The sequence below is a fragment of the Tissierella praeacuta DSM 18095 genome (genome assembly GCF_900128955.1).
Lineage (GTDB): Bacteria > Bacillota > Clostridia > Tissierellales > Tissierellaceae > Tissierella > Tissierella praeacuta.
Map to the genome: position 1 here is coordinate 1 of NZ_FQTY01000020.1, position 20,330 is coordinate 20,330.

Here is a 20,330-nt window from a genome sequence, read left to right on the forward strand (position 1 = left end):
ATAGTACTATGGCCTCTGCTGACTTCTCATGATAAATCTTGTTTCAACCATGGTTCATACTCTGTTTTCCCATGTCCATGAGACCTCCCCAGGTAAGAACAACAACCTTCCTCCCATGTAACCGTCACATTTACTGTAAAGAGTTCGGGTAGTATTGGACTTTGTTTTGTTAAGCAAACTCATCCTCCCTAAATCAGCCTTATGTGATTTCTGTTCGTCGGTTCAGGATTTTGCCTTCGGCTTCCTTCAGATTCCACGTCGCCATGGACACCCTTGCCTTCAGCTAACGGTTCCTACTACCAAGCCCGTAGTGGACTTTCACCACCAAGTTGTTGCCCATGCTGGGCACACTTAAAAATAGGTGTACAACTAGTTGTACACCTATTTTTAGTTTATTCTTATGGATTCCAAATTACTCTATCATATTGTCTCTAAAAAATACTATCATCCCATAGTTCGCAAGTATTTCCATAAACTGATCATGAGTTGAGCCTTCTAAGGCTTTCATCTGATTATTATCTTGATATCTTCTTTCATTTTTCTCAATCTCTTCTTCAAATATATCAATGGCTTCTTCTCTGGTTTCTAAGTTTTTAAGTAAATCTATGTATCTATCATATTCTCTAGATAACTCGTCAATTACAAATTGATCTAATTCAGGATAACGTCTTACATATTCTTTTAATACTTCTTCTTTATCTTTAATCTTAAACATAGAGCACACTCCTTTCCACTAAAGTAGTACCCTATTATTACCCAAAATTATAATAAATATTCAACTTTAAAACCATTTTTTTACTTCTTCCAATAATTTAAAATTGGTTAAATCATAATGCAAAGGAGTCACCGTTACATACCCTTCCTTTAAATAATATCTATCTGTATCCTTTTCTATTTCTGTTTCTCGTCTACCTTTTAACTTTAATATCTTTTCTCCTTTTTCATTATAGTCCATAAAATAATAATCGTAAATTACCCCACCTATTTTACAAACCTTTATACCTAATATATCTTCTTCATTTCTATATGGTATATTTATATTTAGAACTATATTAGATTTACTTAATTGCTCTTTAGATTCTTCTAATACTTTTTTTGCATATTTAGCAGCAATATCAAACTTTGCATTGCCATCTACTAATTCAGCTGACACTGCTATGGAAGGTATCTTATAAATATTTGCTTCTATAGCTGCTGATACTGTTCCTGAATAAAGAATATCCATCCCTGAATTTAATCCTATATTTGTACCAGAAAAAACCATATCCACAGGACCATCGGCTAAAACTTCTAAACCAGTTCTAACACAATCAGCTGGTGTACCAGATATACTATATGCTTTGGATTTAATCCCTTCTAACTCTACTTCCTTCACTACTAAAGGTTGAAACAATGTAATAGCATGACTCTGTGCAGATCTTTGAATTTCAGGTGCTACTATAATCACTTCATGATCTTTTTCTAATTCTTTTGCTAATGTATATATTCCCTCCGCCATTATTCCATCATCATTTGTTAATAGTATCCTCATAAATAGTCCTCCTTAATATCTTAGAATTTTGTAAATGTAATTTCTGTCTTTATCTCTTCTCCACCTCTATTTATTGTTAAAATTGCTTTATCTCCAATTCTATATTTATATAATATTTTTCTCAACTGAGTCATAGTTTCAACATTTTGGTTATCTAACTTAACTATTACATCTAAAGGTTTTAAATCTGCATTTACTGCTGGTGAATTGGGAAATAGTTTTACAATTACAACTCCATTATTTGTTTTTAACTTAACTCCAGATTGTCTTTCATACCTATCTACCTCTATACCTTGGAAACCAATATATACATTATTGAAACTACCTTCCTTGATTACTTCCTCTGCAATTGATTTAACAAGATTTATTGGTATGGCAAAACCCAAACCTTCTCCAGTCTGAATTTTTGCAGTATTTAATCCAATTACTTCTCCTTTATTATTTAAAAGTGGTCCACCGCTATTTCCTGGATTTATAGAGGCATCAGTTTGTATCAAGTCTTCTATTACATTATATTGATCTACTCTAATAGAACGATGTAATCCTGAAATTATCCCAGAAGTTACAGACCTTTGGAAATCAAGTCCCAGTGGATTACCTATTGCAATTGCTAATTGACCAACTTCTAATAAATCCGAATCACCTAAATCTGCTACTTTGAGATTTCTAGCCTCTACCTTCACTATTGCTAAATCAAGAGCCGAATCATACCATAAAACTTTACCGGGCATTTTATCCATATTTTCAATAAGAACAGTTATGCTCTTTGCCTTCCCATCTCCTATTACATGTGAATTAGTTAGAATATATCCATTCGAATCTATTATTACCCCTGAACCAACTCCCTCTGTATCCCTAGCCCAAAAGAATTCCCTAACTTCTTGAACTGTAGTTATGCCTACTACAGAGCCTATATTCTTTTTCGCCACAGCAGTTACTGTAGAAATATCTTCCGTAGGAGTTATATTTATCTTGTTTATATTTTCAACTTCTTCTCTTACAAAAATATCTGGCATGGGCAATATTTTGCCATATAAGTAAGTTGGCGCAATATATACACTTAAAACTCCACCTATAATTGCTCCCACCAATGCTACTATAAAGTATGAAAAAAGTCCCCTTTTCTTAGGTGGTCTATTATAGCTATAGTAATTATAGTCCCCCATTCTAATACCTCCTTATAGATTATAAATTATTGTTGCTTTATCCCTATAGGTTAAATCCAACTTAATATCCTTATTGACATCTATTCCATGATTTGACAACAGATTACTAACAGTTTTATAAGCAATCTCAGGTGTATTATTATCTCTACTTAAATGCCCTAACAATACAATTTCTTCATTTCCCTGTATAATTTCTCCTAAAGTCATAGCTGCATCATCATTGGATAGATGTCCATTGGCACTAAGTATTCTCTGTTTTAATGGCCATGGATAATTACCTTTCTTTAGCATATCTATATCATGATTAGCTTCTAACAAATAAAGATTAGAATTTTTTATATTTGATTTAATATTATCATTTACTTTTCCCGTATCAGTTATAATGCTAATTTTAACCTTATTATAAAAAAATATATAACCAACTGGTTCCAATGCATCATGAAAAATATTAATTGGATAAACTTGAATATCCCTAATATTGAAATAATTTTCAGATTTAAATATTTTTATATTCTTATCCTGTATCTTTCCAATTGTCTTATTCATACCTATCCATGTACTTTCATTGGCATATATAGGTAAGTCATATCTTCTTGAAAAAACTCCTACTCCTTTTACATGATCAATATGTTCATGAGTCACCACTATTCCATCTATATCCTTTGGATTCACCCCTATTGATGATAATAACTGCTCCAATCTTTTCCCAGAAAATCCAGCATCTATTAATATTTTTGATTTCTCAGTTTCAATATATTGACAGTTCCCAGAGCTACCACTAGATAAGGAACAAAATTTAACTTCCACAATAATTTCCCCTTTTTTATATTATAGTTTATATATGTAAAAAAAAGAAGAATTTCTAATTCTTCTTTTAATAATTATCTATTATTATCTTATACCCATCATCAAACAAAACTCTCCATGCTGGGAATGTATTTCCCTTTCTTGGATCATTTGGCTCCTTAACATATTTTTGTTCCATCGGACCAAAGTAATAGCATAAGGAGATATCTTTTATAGTTTTTCCATACACTTCTTCCTTACCTAGCAAGCTAAGTATAGCCTTTGGAGCAGTACTAATATATATAGGTGTCTCCCCTTCGTTTAACACCTTTAGCCATATTCTGTCTAACTTTCTGACTCCTCTACTATCTATTTCCATAGTGGTATTAGCTTTCTCTAGATATTTATCCTTATATATCTTTGAAAATTCTAGATAATAAGTATCCCCTTCATTTTTAATATATGATAATAACATATCTGAAGTATCATAATTTCTTTCCTCAAGAAATTTAATTGCAATGGTTTTAGCAAGTTCATTATTTAAATTCTTATATTTATTTTCTTGTTTTTTATTTTCATAGCTTAATATCTTTTTATTTGTAATTAATATATATTCATCATTATATATGATTCCTGTAGTTCCTTTGTCCTTTGATTCTATTTTACCTTTACCATTAAAATACTTTCTATTGGCCTCATATGAATCTAACATTTCATATTCCACTGTTAAAATATTTAAACTTGGAATTTCCTTAGGCATTTCTGTATCTATAAAAATATTTTTATTATTTAGAAGTTTAGTTACATCCTCGATAAATCCTTCCTTAGTTGTTGTTTCTACTTGTCTTTGACTTGACAGCAGAACAGCTACCAATAATATATTGGTTACTAGAAACGCAACTATTAAGATGGTTTTTGCCTTTGACCAATCCATTTAATTCACCATCCGATACTCCTTATTTTTTTTCATATACTAAAGATCCATTATAGATATCAAAGGCATAAAGCCCATCATTCATTTTTATAACCCATACTCCTATTAATTCATCACCCATATCTTTTAAACAAGGATCAAAATATGCTAAATTAATATCTTGTATAAAGGATGATGATAAGATTTCTTCTATATCTGGCATCTCTTTATCTTTTGGAATAATATTATTTTCTTCCAAGTACTTTTGAGTTATAAAATCATAATTCATATCTATTACATCAAAAGAAGCTAACATCCTTTCCCCTTGTGGAATATTGTCTACTGGTTTATTCATATCTTTTCTAATAAAATGTTTATAAGACCTTATATGATTATTAAATACCTCTATTTGAACAAAATCTGACATTCCATTGCCTAAGATTACAGGAATACCTCTAACTCTATATCTAAATGTTAGATTATAACCTAAACTATCATCTGCTCTGATTTCTTCAACCTTAGATAAATACATTCCTTTTGATACACCTACATTTTTAGATATAAACCCAGCTGCAGTGCTTAAACTTTCATATAAATTGCTCTTCTTTACTACTTGTTCTAAGGGATGAAAATACTCTAAGGTACCATTAATATTTAATTTCAGAACTCTTTGATTATAGATATACATAGTTGAGCCACTATTTTCAACTATTTCTCTTATATAATCAATATCTTTATTAAAAAATTTCTTTGCTAACTCTTTCTTTTCCTCATCATCTAAGTTTCTTATTTCGTTTTCTACATATATTTCTGGTAATGTATTTTTCATTTCATATGAAATATATATATCATTATTAATTTTTAAAGCTTCCCTTATTGAACGATAATAATTATAATTCCCAGCCTCTTCTATGGTGATAATCTTTTCCTTAAGATTGGTAGTATCAACAGATTTATCATATATAGCTATATGTTTTTGCCCATCAGAAAAGACAAAAAAAGGATCCTCTTTACCTAAATAGATATAAATGCTACTTACATTAGGTATTGTATCTACAACAAGATTAGGATCTTTGACGTCTAAGGCCTTAGCCAATATATAAGTATTTATTTTATCAGGAAAGTAAAAACTTATGGATCTTTTTCCATTATAAGTTAAAAACTCATCATTTGGTAAGTCTACAATTTTAATGTCCTTCGATCCCAAGATACCATTTAAGATTGCTCTGGAATTTGTCCATAACCCATACTTAGAATCATCATAAAAAATAGTATGATTTTTATCATTGAAATTTAACAGATACTTATTAGGCACTATCATATCTGATAATAAATATGAGGAGCCATATGCTTCTTGATCTTTGTTAAGTATATGAAACATTTCATTTGGCAATTCCATCCATAATTTCTTAGTAAATAGCAAACTAATACATACTAATGATATCAATAGGTAAGTTTTAATCCTTTCTTTCACATTAACCATCTCCAATATCATAGGTAAGTATTATTTTAATATCTGTATCATATCTGTAAGTTTTACTTCTTTTGTTTCAGCCCCCATTTCTGGAATCTTTACATATACAATTTTCTCAACAGTTGGAACTCCATCTACACCGAAATCAATAATTATTTTATTAATACCTGTTACTAAATCAAGTTGCTTATCAAAAAAACCCATATTGCCTGCTTTTACAGTTTCATTAAAAACTTCTATATAATCATTTTTGGTAGGCAATTTTAGAAGATTGAAACTCTTTCTTGTAAGATCAGTAGTACCATATACTTTAATTACAATTGAAGTTCCAGAAGGAGCCTTGCCATTTATAAAAATAACCTTATCCTCTGTAGAATAAGCATCTTTTTCAGGATTTATCACTTGATATTTAGATATATCATTTTTTTGATCAGCCTTAGTTAATTGCTTAGTCTCAGTTGATTGCTCTACCTTAGGTGTTTGTTCAACTTTAGGTAGTTGCTCTGGTTTAGTTGTTTGTTCAACTTTAATTGTATTAACTGTATTAGTTGGATTAGCCAAAGCTGTTGAACTAATAGCAATTATACTAGTGCCAATAAATAAACTAGCTAATGTCTTTTTCCACATTCCATATCCTCCTTTACACATTACTTTAATTGTATTATATATTACATATATTACAAAACTGTTACAACATAATTAAGATTGAATTACACTTTATTAAAAGGTATTCTTATTTCAACGGTAGTTCCCTCATTAAAGTCACTTTCAAGTAGAATTTCACCACCATGAGCTTCTATTATTTGCTTTGCAATAGAAAGCCCAAGCCCAGTACCTCCAGACTCCCTACTTCTTCCTTTTTCCACCCTATAAAATCTTTCAAATATCCTATTCTGATCTTCTTTAGGAATGCCTATACCATTATCTTTTATTTCTATGCTTATAAATTTATCTAAACTTCTTGAAATAATCTCTATTTCTCCATTATCTTCTGTGTATTTTATAGCATTGGAAACTATATTTAGTATAACCTGCTCTATGCCATCTTTATCTATTACAATATTTGGCAAATTCTCTTCCATATTTACAATAACATTATGTTGCTTTTCTTTAAAAGAAAATTCTAGTTTCAATAATATTTCCTTCAAAAGCTCATTAACTGAAACCTCTTGCTTTTTCCAAGTGGTTTTTTTATAATCTAAATTTGAAAGCTGTAACAAATCCCTTACAAGTCTTGTCATTCTATCACATTCATCATCAATTACAGATAAAAACTTCTTTCCAATCTCGTCATTAACTGTATTTTCCATTAATGTTTCCGTATAGCTTTTTATAGTTGTAATAGGTGTCTTTAACTCATGGGACACATTTGCTACAAATTCTTTTCTCATATTATCTAGTTTATGCTCATTTGTCATATCTTGAAACACTATTATAAGCCCACCAATATTGTTCTTTTCATTTTTAAAGGGAGCGTATTTAACCTTATATACATGACTATCTATCTCTAAAGTTCGAGCTCCATCTAGAGTTGCTTCATCATCATAATTAATCCCTTCCAGATTTATAAGTTTTAAAGAAATTATCTCTCTAAAAGTACTTCCCGACTCTAGAATTTTGCCTTGAGTGGATTCTAATATATCCATAGCAATAGGATTGGCGTGTATTATATTTCCATTAATATCTACTGCTATAACCCCTTCTGCCATATAGTTAAAAATCGTATCTAATTTAGATCTTTCTAAATCCATTTCCTGTATTGTATCTTTTAATTTTAATGTTAAATGGTTAAACATACTAGCTAATTGACCAATCTCATCGTCTGATTTCACTTCAACAAATTGATCAAAATTCCCCATTGCCATTTCTTCTGCTTTATTTGTTACATCCCTAATAGGCTCTGTAATACTTGAAGCTATTAAATAACCTAAAAACACTGTAATTAAAAGAGCCATAACAGTTGCATTTGTAAGTATCTTTTTTGATTCATTGACCGTTACATATACATTCTGTAAATCAGATACCATATATATTACTCCCTTGACTTTACCTACTCCTGTTAGGACTGGATAGGCTATATGGTTCTCTTTATTTTCTCTTGTAACTTGACTTGCCCTTTTTTCTCCTCTATAATAAGCATCTACTATTAATGTTGGATCAAGTTTAGAATATAACGCATTTTTCCCAACTACCTCTTTATATTCCTTTGATGATGAAGCTATTATAGTAGGTAATTCTTCATCATATATTATATATAATATTTCATTGCTGCCTAATCTCCACTCACTTAATGTCTGTTGTATTTCTGATTGCACACTAAGCCAATCATCTTCTGCTAAATACGAAGACGATTCTATTATAGTCTGTATATTCTGTTCCATAGAACTAGTAATATTTGCTATCTGCTGGGTTTCTAGCCTTCCAATAATAAATATACCAACTATAACCATTGCAATAAATACTAGTAAAAAATAAACTACAATAAACCTCCATTTTATACTAGCAAACATAGTTAAGCCCTCCTGAAGTAATAGCCTACACCTCTTTTAGTCAAAATATATTTAAAATCTCCACTATTATCCTCTATTTTTTCTCTCAATCTTCTAACTGTAACATCTACAGTTCTAATATCTCCATAATACTCATATCCCCATACTTCTTCTAGCAATTGTTCTCTTGAAAATACTTGATTAGCACTAGAAGCTAAGAATTTAAGTAATTCATATTCCCTAAGAGTGAGATCTATAATTTCTTCACCTTTTCTAACTTCATATTTATTTAAATCTATTATTAAATCATCGGAAGTGATCATATCATTTACATTATTTGAATTAGAAGTACTAGAAAAATCAACCCTTCTTAGATTGGCCTTTACTCTTGCAATTAATTCTCTCATGCTAAAGGGTTTTGTAATATAATCATCAGCACCAAGTTCTAGACCCAATACCTTATCTACCTCTTCCTCTTTTGCCGTAAGCATTATAACTGGAAACTTATATTTGACTCTAATTTCTCTTAAAACTTGAAACCCATCTTTTTTGGGCATCATAATATCTAAAATAACTAAATCTGGAATAAACCTATTAACAGCCTGTATTCCTTCTTCACCATCATAGGCTGTTTCTACAGTATACCCTTCCTTTTCTAGATTAAATTTTATTATATCTGCTATGGCCTTCTCATCATCAATCACCAATATTTTGTTATCCATATTGAATCACTCCAATTAATTATTTGCATAATTATTCTTATATAATTAGATTATCTAACAAAGAATATTTATTGTCAAATATTTATTATATTTTGGCCAAGATTTACAATATTTATCTTGTATTTATGATTACTTTAATATATAATTATACCATTCGAAGGGGAGTAGCTTAAAAATAGTTAATCGTCAATACGGATTTTCCCGGTTAACTACCTAGTATTCTTAGGAAGCAAGACCTTTGGTTAAATTAAATAATTTAACCAAAGGTCTTTTTGTTTTATTTTGCTCTTAGGTGGTATACTATTTATAAGATTTGGAAGGAAGGGGATATTTTTGAAGGAATGGTATAGTAAAAGTAAAGAGGAAATATTATCAGAATTAAATACTAACCTTAATTCTGGTCTTACAAAAAATGAAGTTGATCTTAGGTTAGAAAAGTATGGTTCCAATGATTTAAGAGAAGAAGATAAAAAAAGTTTTTTTTCTAAAATTGTAGCACAGTTTTCAGATTTTCTTATTCTAATTTTAATAGGTGCTGCAATTATCTCTTTTGCTGTTGGTGAATCAAAAGATGCTATAGTTATAATAGCTATAGTTATGGTAAATGCATTTCTAGGTATATATCAAGAAGGAAGGGCTGAAAAAGCCTTAGATGCACTTAAGAAAATGTCATCACCTAACGCTAAGGTTATTAGAGATGGTACTACTGAAGTAGCTCCTGCTAGTTCTTTAGTTCCAGGGGATATTGTAGTTTTAGATGCTGGGGACATCATCCCTGCTGACTTGAGGCTTGTAGAAAGTTCTAATTTGAAAATTGAAGAAGCTTCCTTAACTGGTGAATCAGTACCTGTAGAAAAAGATAGTAATGTTTTTTTTGAAGAAGAAGTATCATTAGGTGATAGAAAAAATATGGCTTATATGAGCACTGCTGTTACCTATGGAAGAGGAAAAGGTGTAGTTGTAGGTACTGGTCATGATACTGAAATCGGTAATATAGCCACAATGATTCAATCCTTCGAAGATGAGGTAACTCCTCTACAAAAACAATTAAATCAGCTTGGCAAAGTTCTAGGAATTACTACTATAATTATTTGTATCGCTGTTTTCGGTATAGGGCTAATTCAAAATAGAGAAGTTTTAGAAATGTTCATGGTAGCCATAAGCTTAGCAGTAGCTGCTATACCAGAAGGCTTACCAGCTATTGTAACCATTGTTTTAGCTATTGGAATGAACCGAATGGTTAAAAGAAATGCCATAGTTAAAAAACTTTTAGCAGTTGAAACCTTAGGTTCTACTACAGTTATTTGTTCTGATAAGACAGGTACTCTAACTCAAAATGAAATGACTGTAGTCAAAGTTTTTACAGATGGAAAGATAATAGATGTAACTGGGGGAGGATACGAACCAGTAGGAGAGTTTAAAATTGAAGGAAATACTATAAATGTGGAAGATATAGGTGACTTCCAAACTCTTCTTTCAATATCTGCATTAGCTAATGATGCTAACTTAGAAAAAACATCTGATGGATATAAAGTTATTGGTGATCCTACAGAAGGTGCTCTAATTACACTAGCTGGTAAAGGTAATATCAATAAACAATCTATAAACAAAGAATTCCCTAGAATAGAGGAAATTCCCTTTGATTCCGATAGAAAAATGATGACAACATTCCATAAAGATTATATACCTAATAAAGTTGTTTCCTTTACTAAAGGAGCTCCAGATATAATTATTAATAGATGTACTCGTATTAGTATGGATGGTAAAATCTTAGATTTTGATGATACTTTAAAGAAGGAAGTATTGAAAGTAAATAGTATTTTCTCAAAAAAAGCTTTAAGAGTATTAGCTTTCGCTTATAAAGAATATAATAACTTACCTAATAACATTTCTACTGACTCTAACGAAGTTGACATGACCTTTATAGGATTAGTTGGAATGATAGACCCTGCGAGACCAGAGGCAAAGGATGCTATAGCAAAATGTAAGGAAGCAGGTATAAAGACTATTATGATAACAGGAGATTATAAAGAAACTGCGTTTGCCATAGCAAAAGAACTTGGAATGGCAGAGTCCATAGATCAAGCTATGATGGGGGAAGAACTAAATAAGATTTCAGATGAAGAATTAAGAGAAGTGGTTAAAAATATAAAAGTCTATGCTAGAGTTTCACCAGAACATAAGGTAAGAATAGTAAGTGCATTAAAAGCTAATGGTGAAATAACCGCTATGACCGGTGATGGTGTAAATGACGCTTTGGCTTTAAAAAGAGCTGATATTGGTGTATCTATGGGTATTACTGGTACAGACGTAGCTAAAAACACAGCGGAATTAATTCTAACTGATGACAATTTTGCATCCATTGTATCTGCAGTAGAAGAAGGTCGAATAATATATAGCAATATTAAAAAATTTGTCTTTTTCTTATTATCTTGCAACATAGGTGAAATATTTTTAGTATTTACTAGCATATTATTAAACCTACCAGTACCTTTACTAGCAATTCAATTATTGTGGTTAAATTTGGTTACAGATAGTTTTCCTGCTTTAGCCCTAGGAGTTGAAAAAGGTGATCCTGATATTATGGATACTCCCCCTAGAAATCCTAATGAGCCTATTCTAACAAAAAATATGCTTTTAGGAATATTACTTCAAAGTTTAGCAGTAGGAGTGGCAGCTTTACTTGCTTATAGATGGGGACTTACTACCTATGCAGATAGTATAGATAAAGCAAGAACAATAGCTTTTACATCTCTAATAACAGCAGAGTTATTAAGGGCTTATTCTAGTAGATCACAAAAGTATACATTGTTTAAAATAGGATTTTTTACAAATAGCACTTTAGTATATGGAACCTTGTTCTCATTTATTTTATTACTGGGAGTTCTATATATACCATTTATGCAACCAATATTTCATACCTTTGCCCTTGGAATAAAAGATTGGGCTGCAATTTTAGAATATGCCTTTATTCCTTTAATAATTGGGGAAATAAGTAAACTTTTTATTAAAAAATAAAAAAATTCTACAATGCATTATTTATAAAATTTCTTGAAAATCATTTAAGAAAAGTTCTCTTTTAAGCAAAGATAAAAGTAGAACTTTTCTATTTGTTTAAAAAAAGCCCTAGGGCTTTTTTTTACTTTTTGGAACATTTTATTTTTTTATAGCATAGAATAGACCAAGGAAGGTGGTAATGGTGAAGAAAATTATAAATACAAAACTTTGCCCTATTCTAAGTGCAAAAATAATGTCACAGTCAATTGAAGATGTTCCTGTAATCATACAATTTAATAATAGTAGTTCAAATCTTAAAAAAAATATAAATAGTTTATCTAATAAAGTTAAATCTGAACTACCCTTAATAGATGGTTTTGCTGGACTTATGTCTACAGAAACCATCTATCGAATTGTATCTAATCCTGAAATAGACTATATTAGCTTTGACTCAAAAATATATACTCTATTGGACATTGCAAATCCAACTATGGATGCATACTTCCCTCATGACAAGGGCTATGAAGGTGATGGTATTACAGTAGCTGTAGTTGATACAGGTGTAGCTCCTCACTATGATTTAACAAAACCTTATAATAGAATAATTGGATTTAGAGATATAGTCAATAATAGAGAAAACCCTTACGATGATAACGGACACGGTACACACGTAGCTGGCATTATTGCTGGTAATGGCTTTTCTTCAAATGGAAAATATATGGGAATAGCTCCTAAGGCAAATATACTAGGTATTAAAGCATTAGATGAAAATGGAAGTGGAAATATATCAGATATTATTGCTGCTATATCCTATATAGTTGAAACAAAAGATAGGTTTAATACAAAAATAATAAATCTTTCTTTAGGTACTCCTGCAAATAATACCTGTGATAGGGATCCTTTATGTAAAGCTGTAGATATGGCTATAAAATCTGGATTAATAGTTATTACTGCAGCAGGAAATAGTGGACCTAAGGAAGGAACTATTCTTTCACCGGGGATTAATAAAAATGCCATAACAGTTGGAGCTGTTGATGATAAAAGGACAATAGATCCATCTGATGATACCATTGCTCCTTTCTCTAGTAGAGGACCTACTATAGAAGGTTTAATGAAACCTGATATAGTAGCTCCTGGAGTAAATATTAGATCTTTATCTAATATTAAACTAGACAGCTACTCATCATTAAGCGGTACATCTATGGCGACACCCTTAGTCTCAGGTTCTGTTGCACTTTTATTAAATAAACATGGTAATCTTTCACCACAAGAAATAAAGAATAGAATCACCTCTTCTTGTATAGACTTAAATGAAGCAAAAGTAAATCAAGGAGCAGGCATGTTAAATTTAAAGATATTATTTAAAGACGATAAAGAAACTAAATTGAATAATGACCCTTTAAAATCTAATGAATTTGGGGGAGAATTATTTGAAACATTCCTTATGATTTTAATTATAATTTTTTTACTTGATTCTAGAATATAATTATAAACTTTTGCCATTCTATATATCTTAACAATATTTTTATTTTTAATTTGCTATTCTAAAACTAATAGAGGAAGCATATGCTTCCTCTATTTTAAGTAATTACTTGGATTATAATTTTTACCATTCTTTAAAACTTCAAAATGAAGATGTGAACCTGTAGATCTTCCTGTATTCCCAACATTGGCTATATGCTGTCCTTTATAAACCTTATCTCCCCTTTTTACTAGTATCTTGCTGCAATGAGCATATCTAGTTCTAAATCCATTTCCATGGTCGATTTCAACTAAATTACCAAAGGCACCTCTATATCCAACATATACTACCTTACCACCATCAGCTGCTTTTATGGCTGTACCTGTTTTAGCTGCAATATCAAGACCCCTGTGCATCCTTCCGTTTCTCATACCATATCTAGAAGATATACTCCCTCTAGTAGGCATTGCAAAAGCTCCTGTTGCAACAGTTCTTGGTACCTCTTTTGTTCCTTTAACTATTACTTCATTAACAGGATTTTGAACTATATCTTCTTTTAGAATCTCTTTTTCTATTACAACACCATTATGCTTTACTTCATTTGCTACTATCTTTCTTTCTCCGTCAACACCAGCTACCTTAGTTTTTTTCTCATTCTTATACATCTTATCATTATATTCAATTTCTGTCTCATATTTTATCTTTTCAGTATATTCTACTTCTGACATGGTAGATACTGTAAGAATAGGCTTTGATACTACTAATTTTACTTCATCGCCTATTTGTATTTTTTCAGGTTTTTTATCTGGATTAGCATTTATCAAATCATCTACTGATAAATTATATATTTTTGCTATGGTCCAAAAACTTTCTCCTACTTCTACTATATGAGTTTTTATATCTTCTGAACCCGTTAACAAATGATTGTATAATTCTTCAGAATTACCAATCTTATATAAAGGCATTTCTTTTTTAACTATCTCTACCTTTTCAATTATTTTTATTTCCTTTATATTTGTGCCTTCCTTTACTCCATTTTCATATGGTTCTTTTATCCTATTGATTACCTTTTCAATTTCTTCTTTAGTCTTTAATGCCCCTATTTCCACATCATTAACCTTTAATACATAACCATATACTAAAAAACTCATCTTTGCTTTGATTTCTTTTTTCAATTCCTGATTAGATGTTATTACATCATCCTTTGCTTTTACTTCCTCAAATCTAATGCCTTTATCTAATACTACATCAATCTCATATGTATTTGCTAATTCTGTTTCCAAGACATTAAGAATTTCTGTAATTTCTTCCTGCTGCCTGACAGTACCAATTTTATCATTACCAAGATAGACATCAAAGGCCTTCATTCTAATTTGATTAATTTTATACCCCATAATACTTAATGCTATTATTGATATAATCATCAACTTTGTTAATGCTATTTTCATATTTATATTTTTAAAATTTATATTTTTAAATTCTATTTTTCTACAATAGTCAACAATCTTATTTGCTTGATTTCGTAAGTTTCGTAACTCTACCCTTAAATTGGGTTTTTCCATCCTGTTACCTCCTAATATAAATTATTTAAATCACGATTGTAATATGATTGTAATCATTCTGTAACAATTATATCATAGATTAATTTTTTTTCAACATTATGGCATGTCTAATTAACCTTATTATATTCTATTTCCTATAATTTATACATTTGCCAGAATAATAGAAATTTCAACATGTTTCTTCATTGATTTTTAATTTATAAAAATACAACTAAAATTATTACAAATTTTTAATATTTATTTTTATTATTATAATGAAAGTATTTATATTAATTTTAAGGCAATACTTTTAATACCTTTATATATTTAATTAGAGTAAATATATAAAAATATTAGGGGATAGGAGGAAGTAATGAATATATTTAATAAGAGCAACTATATAGATTCATCTTCACCTTTTGCTTTATCTAAATTTTCGAATCTAGTCTTTAAATATCTATCGGAAGAACATACTAAGAATGGAGATTTAATTATACTTTGTATTGGAACAGATAGATCTACAGGTGATTCTCTTGGTCCACTAGTGGGACATAAACTAAAACCCATTATTAAAAATTATAAAGATGTAAATCTAATAGGTAATTTAGAAAATCCCATACATGCCCAAAATCTTCAAGAAACAATTGATAAAATAAATCATGACTATGATAATCCCTTTATTCTCGCCATAGATTCTTCTCTTGGTAAATATGACCGTATAGGTTATTTATCAATTAAAAATTCACCTTTAAGACCTGGCTCAGGTGTAAACAAGGTTCTACCTTCAGTTGGTGATATAGCTATTACTGGAATTGTAAATGTTAGTGGAATGATGGAATTTATGGTATTGCAAAATACTAGACTATCTTTGGTAATGAATATGGCAGACATAATATCTAAAAGTATTTATTTATCTCTTTCTAGATTATATAATGAAAGAAAACAACCATATATATTAGAAAGGTAGCTTATAATATAAGCTACCTTTCTAATATATTAAATTTAAATAATCTTTTCCTTATATTCACCTATTATTGCCCTATCTATGGCTTGTATTTCTTCTACAGATAAGGGATAAATAGACTTACCAAATTTAATTGGCTTTGCATAACTAGTGGTATGCTCTCTACCGTAAATACTGGTAAGTACAAAACCATTTTGAAACTTATCCAATAACGCAATGGAAAAGCTTAAATCAGAACCCATATCACCAAAGGCATTATACCTTACAAATCCAACCTTCTGTATAGCAAAGGCTAATTTGGTTTCAATACTTTCTATTTTCTGATCTATAGTATTCATATCTAAACGAATATCTTTAAGTTCTTCATTAGTCTTTATTAGAAGTTCTTCTATATTAACACCTTTAACCCCTCTAACAAGCTCATCATATTTATCTTTTACCCTAGATATCCTTATTTCAGCTATTAGATATAATAATACCAATGTAAATAACGCTGCAATAAGCCCTATTATAATTTCTATATTGTATAATGCCACAAGTTCCCGTAGCTGAACCATATAATTTCCCCTCTCTATACTTCCTTTGCTATTTCCTTTAATGCCTTAATAGCAAACTCTATTTCTTCATGTGTATTTTCATATCCAAAACTAAATCTAACTACGCCTTGCTCAAAGGTTCCTATGGTTTTATGTGCTAATGGGGCACAATGCAATCCTGGTCTTACTGCAATATCATATTTGGAATCTAAAATATAACTTATTTCAGATGAATCTGCATCTTTTATATTTAAAGCAACAACTGGTGCATGATATCCAATATCTAATGGTCCATATAATATAACTCCATCTATCTTTTGTGATTCTTCAATGAAATACCTTGTGAGTTCTTCTTCTTTCTTTCTAATATTATCTATACCCTTTTCAAATATATACTTAATACCAGAACCAAGTCCTATTATACCAGGTGCATTTGGAGTACCAGATTCAAATTTATCAGGAATTACATCTGGCTGCTCTAAGGAATGAGAAATGCTGCCAGTACCCCCTTGAAAAATCTCGTCTAATTCTATACCATCTCTAATGTAAAGTCCACCTGTACCTTGAGGTCCTAGTAATCCTTTATGTCCTGGAAAAGCTAGAAGATCTATATTCATTTTCTCAACATCAATATTATATACACCAGCTGACTGAGCACCATCTACTAAATATATTATTCCATGATTTTTTGCAATCTTTCCAATGGTTTCTATATCCATTATGCTTCCTGTTAAATTAGAAATATGAGTAGTTACAATCATTTTAGTTTCTGGTTTAATACTTGCTTCAATATCTTTTGGATTTATCCTTCCCTTAGAATCTCCTTGTACTATTGTACTTTTAATTCCTAGTTTACTCAAAAAAGTAATAGGTCTTAAAACAGAATTATGCTCCATAGATGTTGTAATTACATGATCTCCTGGCTTTAAAACCCCCTTTATAGCTGTGTTTAAGCTTTCTGTACAGTTAAATGTAAATATTACATTCATAGGATTTTTTATATTAAATAATTTACTGATTTGAGTTCTTGTATCAAATATTCCTCTACTAGCTTCTAATGCCTTTTTATGACCTGATCTTCCAGGATTAGCACCATATTCTACCATAGCCTCCATTATGGTATCATATACTATTTTTGGTTTTGGATAAGATGTTGCAGCATTATCAAAATATACCAATGAAATCACTCCTATTTTTTTAAAAATTTTTCACTAATCTTCATTATAAACTTTAATGAAATCAAATTTTTCCACATCAAATAACCCCATATCTGTAAGTTTTACTTTAGGTATTACAGGCAACGCCATAAATGCCAATGTCATAAACGGATCTATGTTTTTGTTTATATTCAATCTTTCATGAGATAATTTTATCATTTCTTTTAGAATAGCATTGGTTTCTTCAATTGGTCGTGATGTCATTATTCCACCAATTTCTAAAGGTAAAGATTTTATTACTTCTCCCTTAGATACAATTGTAAGTCCTCCACCAATGTTTTTTAATTCATTTATTGTGGTTAAAATATCCTCATCATTATCTCCTACGACTATCATATTATGCGAATCATGGCCAATTGTTGAACCTATAGCTCCATCTTTTAATTTGAAATTTTCAATAAGCCCAGCCCCAATATTTCCAGTAGCAAAATGTCTTTCAATTACTACCATTTTTAAAATATCCTCATTGGAAAACTTAAAGTATCCATTATCTATACTTACTTCTTTTACTACTTTTTCAGTAACTAAACTATCTTCAATTACTCCTATTATATTGGCTCTATTAGTCTTCATAGGAATTTGAATATCTTCTATTTTCACATCTTTTATTTTTACAGATCTAGTCATACTTTCTGGTAAGTAAATCTTAGACTCAAATAAAGCTTTATTATTTTCAGCAACTAGATTACCATTTTTAAATACATTTATTATATTAAAGTCTTTCAAATTATCTATTACAACTAAATCAGCTATATATCCTGGTGCTATGGCTCCTTTTCCTTTCAATCCATAACATTCTGATGGATTTAAAGTAGCCATTATAATAGCATCTACTGGATCAATTCCAAGACTTATTGCCAATTTAATATTAAAATCTATACTACCTTCATTAATTAAATCCTCAGGGTGTCTATCATCAGTACAAAATAAAAATCGTCTCAAATTATCTTTATTTACTGCCTTAATTATATTTCTTAAATCCTTTGCTGCTGAACCTTCTCTAATAAGAACATACATACCAAGCCTAATACGATCTAATACTTCTTCCACTGTAGAACATTCATGTTCTGTCTTTATTCCTGCAACAATATAAGCATTTAAATCCTTTTCTTTAATCATAGGTCCATGACCATCTATTACCTTATCTTTAAATAAAGTTAACTTATCTAATACTTTATCATTTCCAGATATAACTCCAGGGTAATTCATCATTTCCCCTAAACCAATTATAGTTTCTTCATCTAATAATTCCTCTAAATCCTCTGCCTCTAATATGGAGCCTGAGTTTTCAAAATCAGTTGCCGGTACACAACTAGGTAGCATTATGCGAACATCTAAGGGGGTATTTTTACTATCATCAATTATATACCGTATACCTTCTATCCCTTTAACATTTGCTATTTCATGCGGGTCAGCTATTATTGTAGTTACACCTCTAGGTAATATTACCTTAGCAAATTGTGATGGAGATGACATAGAAGATTCTATATGAACATGACTATCTATAAATCCAGGAGATAAATATTTGCCCTTTAAATCTATTTCCTTCTCACCATGATATTGTCCTATTCCCACTATTCTGCCATTATCAATAGCCACATCCCCTTCAATTATCTCACCAGTAAAAACATTTATTATGTTTGCATTTTTTAGTACTAACTGTGAATCCTTCATACCTTTTGCCTTAATTATGAGACTCTTAAGTTGTTCCTTAAACATGCTACTCCCCCCAAGTTTTTAATAATGAAGATTATTTTATTGATACTAATATTATAATACAATATTCTTGTGAGTAAATAAAGAGAAAGAGAAGGTTTTCCTTCTCTTATCCTAATCTTTTATATACTATATTCAGCAATTCTTCTTTCAATTTCTTTCCTTCTTTTAGAATACTATCTACCTTAGCTGAAACTTCTTTCTTAAATTCCTCATCTTTTATACTGCCTAAATTAATTGTTACATTGAATAATGCACCTTCTAGACCTGAATAAGCTAATAATGTACCTACACCAACATCTGTAATAGCATTAACATTTCCATAATTAGCAAAAACATCTTGTAATTCTAATATTCTTAAACATTTCTCTGCACATCTTAAAGGCACCTCTAAAGCTACTTTATATCCTTCTTGAATTGCCTTTGTCCTTGCAATTTTTTCTTCATCAGTTTCCTTTGGAAGTTTAAAAGCTTCCATTACCTTATCGAAGGCTTTTGTATCTTCATCTACAATACCAGTTAAATCTTCAATAAGTTTTTCAACTTCTTTTGAATTATTAGCTATCTTTGATTTAATCTCCTCTGAAAGTTCCTCGTATGCTTTTTTACCAACTGTTAAATTATTAACCATGTTAGTTAAAGCACCTCCGAGACTTCCTACTAAAGCAGCAACACTTCCACCTCCCGGAGTTGGTTCTCCACTAGCTGTAGCAGCTATGTATTCCTTTAGACTTTTATTTATAAACATTTATACATACACCTCCTAATTGTATTTTACTATATATTATGAAAAAAGGGAACATAGAATGTTCCCTT

17 protein-coding genes are annotated in these 20,330 nt (G+C 30.2%); 3 read left to right on the forward strand and 14 right to left on the reverse strand.

The window, feature by feature from the left end; genetic code table 11:
- Positions 1-412: 412 nt before the first annotated feature.
- From BUB33_RS13745 to yycF, 9 genes are all read right to left on the reverse strand, one after another.
- Positions 413-715: a hypothetical protein gene (locus tag BUB33_RS13745; protein ID WP_072977447.1), complete on the reverse strand. Its 303-nt coding sequence runs from the start codon at positions 713-715 to the stop codon at positions 413-415.
- A gap of 66 nt (positions 716-781) precedes the next feature.
- On the reverse strand, positions 782-1,531 hold the full coding sequence (gene surE / locus BUB33_RS13750; protein WP_072977450.1) for a 5'/3'-nucleotidase SurE: 750 nt from the start codon (positions 1,529-1,531) through the stop codon (positions 782-784).
- Positions 1,532-1,551: 20 nt separating this feature from the next.
- Positions 1,552-2,697 (reverse strand): serine protease HtrA, encoded by a 1,146-nt coding sequence (gene htrA / locus BUB33_RS13755; protein ID WP_072977452.1) that lies wholly within the window; start codon positions 2,695-2,697, stop codon positions 1,552-1,554.
- Positions 2,698-2,709: 12 nt separating this feature from the next.
- A complete protein-coding gene (locus tag BUB33_RS13760; protein WP_072977454.1) occupies positions 2,710-3,504 on the reverse strand; it encodes an MBL fold metallo-hydrolase in 795 nt (264 codons plus the stop codon).
- A gap of 67 nt (positions 3,505-3,571) precedes the next feature.
- Positions 3,572-4,417 (reverse strand): two-component system regulatory protein YycI, encoded by an 846-nt coding sequence (locus tag BUB33_RS13765; RefSeq protein WP_072977457.1) that lies wholly within the window; start codon positions 4,415-4,417, stop codon positions 3,572-3,574.
- Between the two features lie 22 nt (positions 4,418-4,439).
- A complete protein-coding gene (locus BUB33_RS13770; RefSeq protein WP_072977459.1) occupies positions 4,440-5,870 on the reverse strand; it encodes a hypothetical protein in 1,431 nt (476 codons plus the stop codon).
- Between the two features lie 30 nt (positions 5,871-5,900).
- Positions 5,901-6,497 (reverse strand): hypothetical protein, encoded by a 597-nt coding sequence (locus tag BUB33_RS13775; RefSeq protein WP_072977461.1) that lies wholly within the window; start codon positions 6,495-6,497, stop codon positions 5,901-5,903.
- Between the two features lie 83 nt (positions 6,498-6,580).
- Positions 6,581-8,380, reverse strand: a complete 1,800-nt coding sequence (locus tag BUB33_RS13780) for a HAMP domain-containing sensor histidine kinase (RefSeq protein ID WP_072977463.1) — start codon at positions 8,378-8,380, stop codon at positions 6,581-6,583.
- Between the two features lie 2 nt (positions 8,381-8,382).
- Positions 8,383-9,081: a response regulator YycF gene (gene yycF, locus BUB33_RS13785; protein WP_072977466.1), complete on the reverse strand. Its 699-nt coding sequence runs from the start codon at positions 9,079-9,081 to the stop codon at positions 8,383-8,385.
- A gap of 333 nt (positions 9,082-9,414) precedes the next feature.
- Between yycF and BUB33_RS13790 the strand changes: the two genes are divergently transcribed.
- Entirely contained in the window at positions 9,415-12,099 is a 2,685-nt protein-coding gene (locus BUB33_RS13790; protein ID WP_072977468.1) for a calcium-transporting P-type ATPase, PMR1-type, read from the forward strand.
- 178 nt (positions 12,100-12,277) lie between these two features.
- A complete protein-coding gene (locus BUB33_RS13795; RefSeq protein WP_072977471.1) occupies positions 12,278-13,564 on the forward strand; it encodes a S8 family peptidase in 1,287 nt (428 codons plus the stop codon).
- 89 nt (positions 13,565-13,653) lie between these two features.
- On the opposite strand, the gene BUB33_RS13800 is transcribed toward BUB33_RS13795, so the two are convergent.
- Entirely contained in the window at positions 13,654-15,102 is a 1,449-nt protein-coding gene (locus BUB33_RS13800) for a M23 family metallopeptidase (RefSeq protein WP_072977473.1), read from the reverse strand.
- Between the two features lie 352 nt (positions 15,103-15,454).
- Here BUB33_RS13800 and yyaC point away from each other — a divergent pair, with 352 nt between their 5' ends.
- Entirely contained in the window at positions 15,455-16,048 is a 594-nt protein-coding gene (gene yyaC, locus BUB33_RS13805) for a spore protease YyaC (protein ID WP_072977476.1), read from the forward strand.
- Between the two features lie 35 nt (positions 16,049-16,083).
- Here the strand turns inward: yyaC and BUB33_RS13810 are convergent, their stop codons facing one another.
- The 4 genes from BUB33_RS13810 to BUB33_RS13825 all read right to left on the reverse strand — a co-directional run bounded on the left by BUB33_RS13810 (position 16,084) and on the right by BUB33_RS13825 (position 20,262).
- Positions 16,084-16,602: a DUF4446 family protein gene (locus BUB33_RS13810; protein ID WP_072977478.1), complete on the reverse strand. Its 519-nt coding sequence runs from the start codon at positions 16,600-16,602 to the stop codon at positions 16,084-16,086.
- Between the two features lie 14 nt (positions 16,603-16,616).
- Positions 16,617-17,759, reverse strand: a complete 1,143-nt coding sequence (locus tag BUB33_RS13815) for an aminotransferase class V-fold PLP-dependent enzyme (RefSeq protein WP_072977481.1) — start codon at positions 17,757-17,759, stop codon at positions 16,617-16,619.
- A 33-nt stretch (positions 17,760-17,792) separates the two neighbouring features.
- Complete coding sequence (gene ade / locus BUB33_RS13820; RefSeq protein WP_072977483.1) at positions 17,793-19,517, reverse strand: adenine deaminase; 1,725 nt, start codon at positions 19,515-19,517, stop codon at positions 17,793-17,795.
- Between the two features lie 106 nt (positions 19,518-19,623).
- Entirely contained in the window at positions 19,624-20,262 is a 639-nt protein-coding gene (locus BUB33_RS13825) for a cyclodeaminase/cyclohydrolase family protein (protein ID WP_072977485.1), read from the reverse strand.
- Positions 20,263-20,330: the final 68 nt, after the last annotated feature.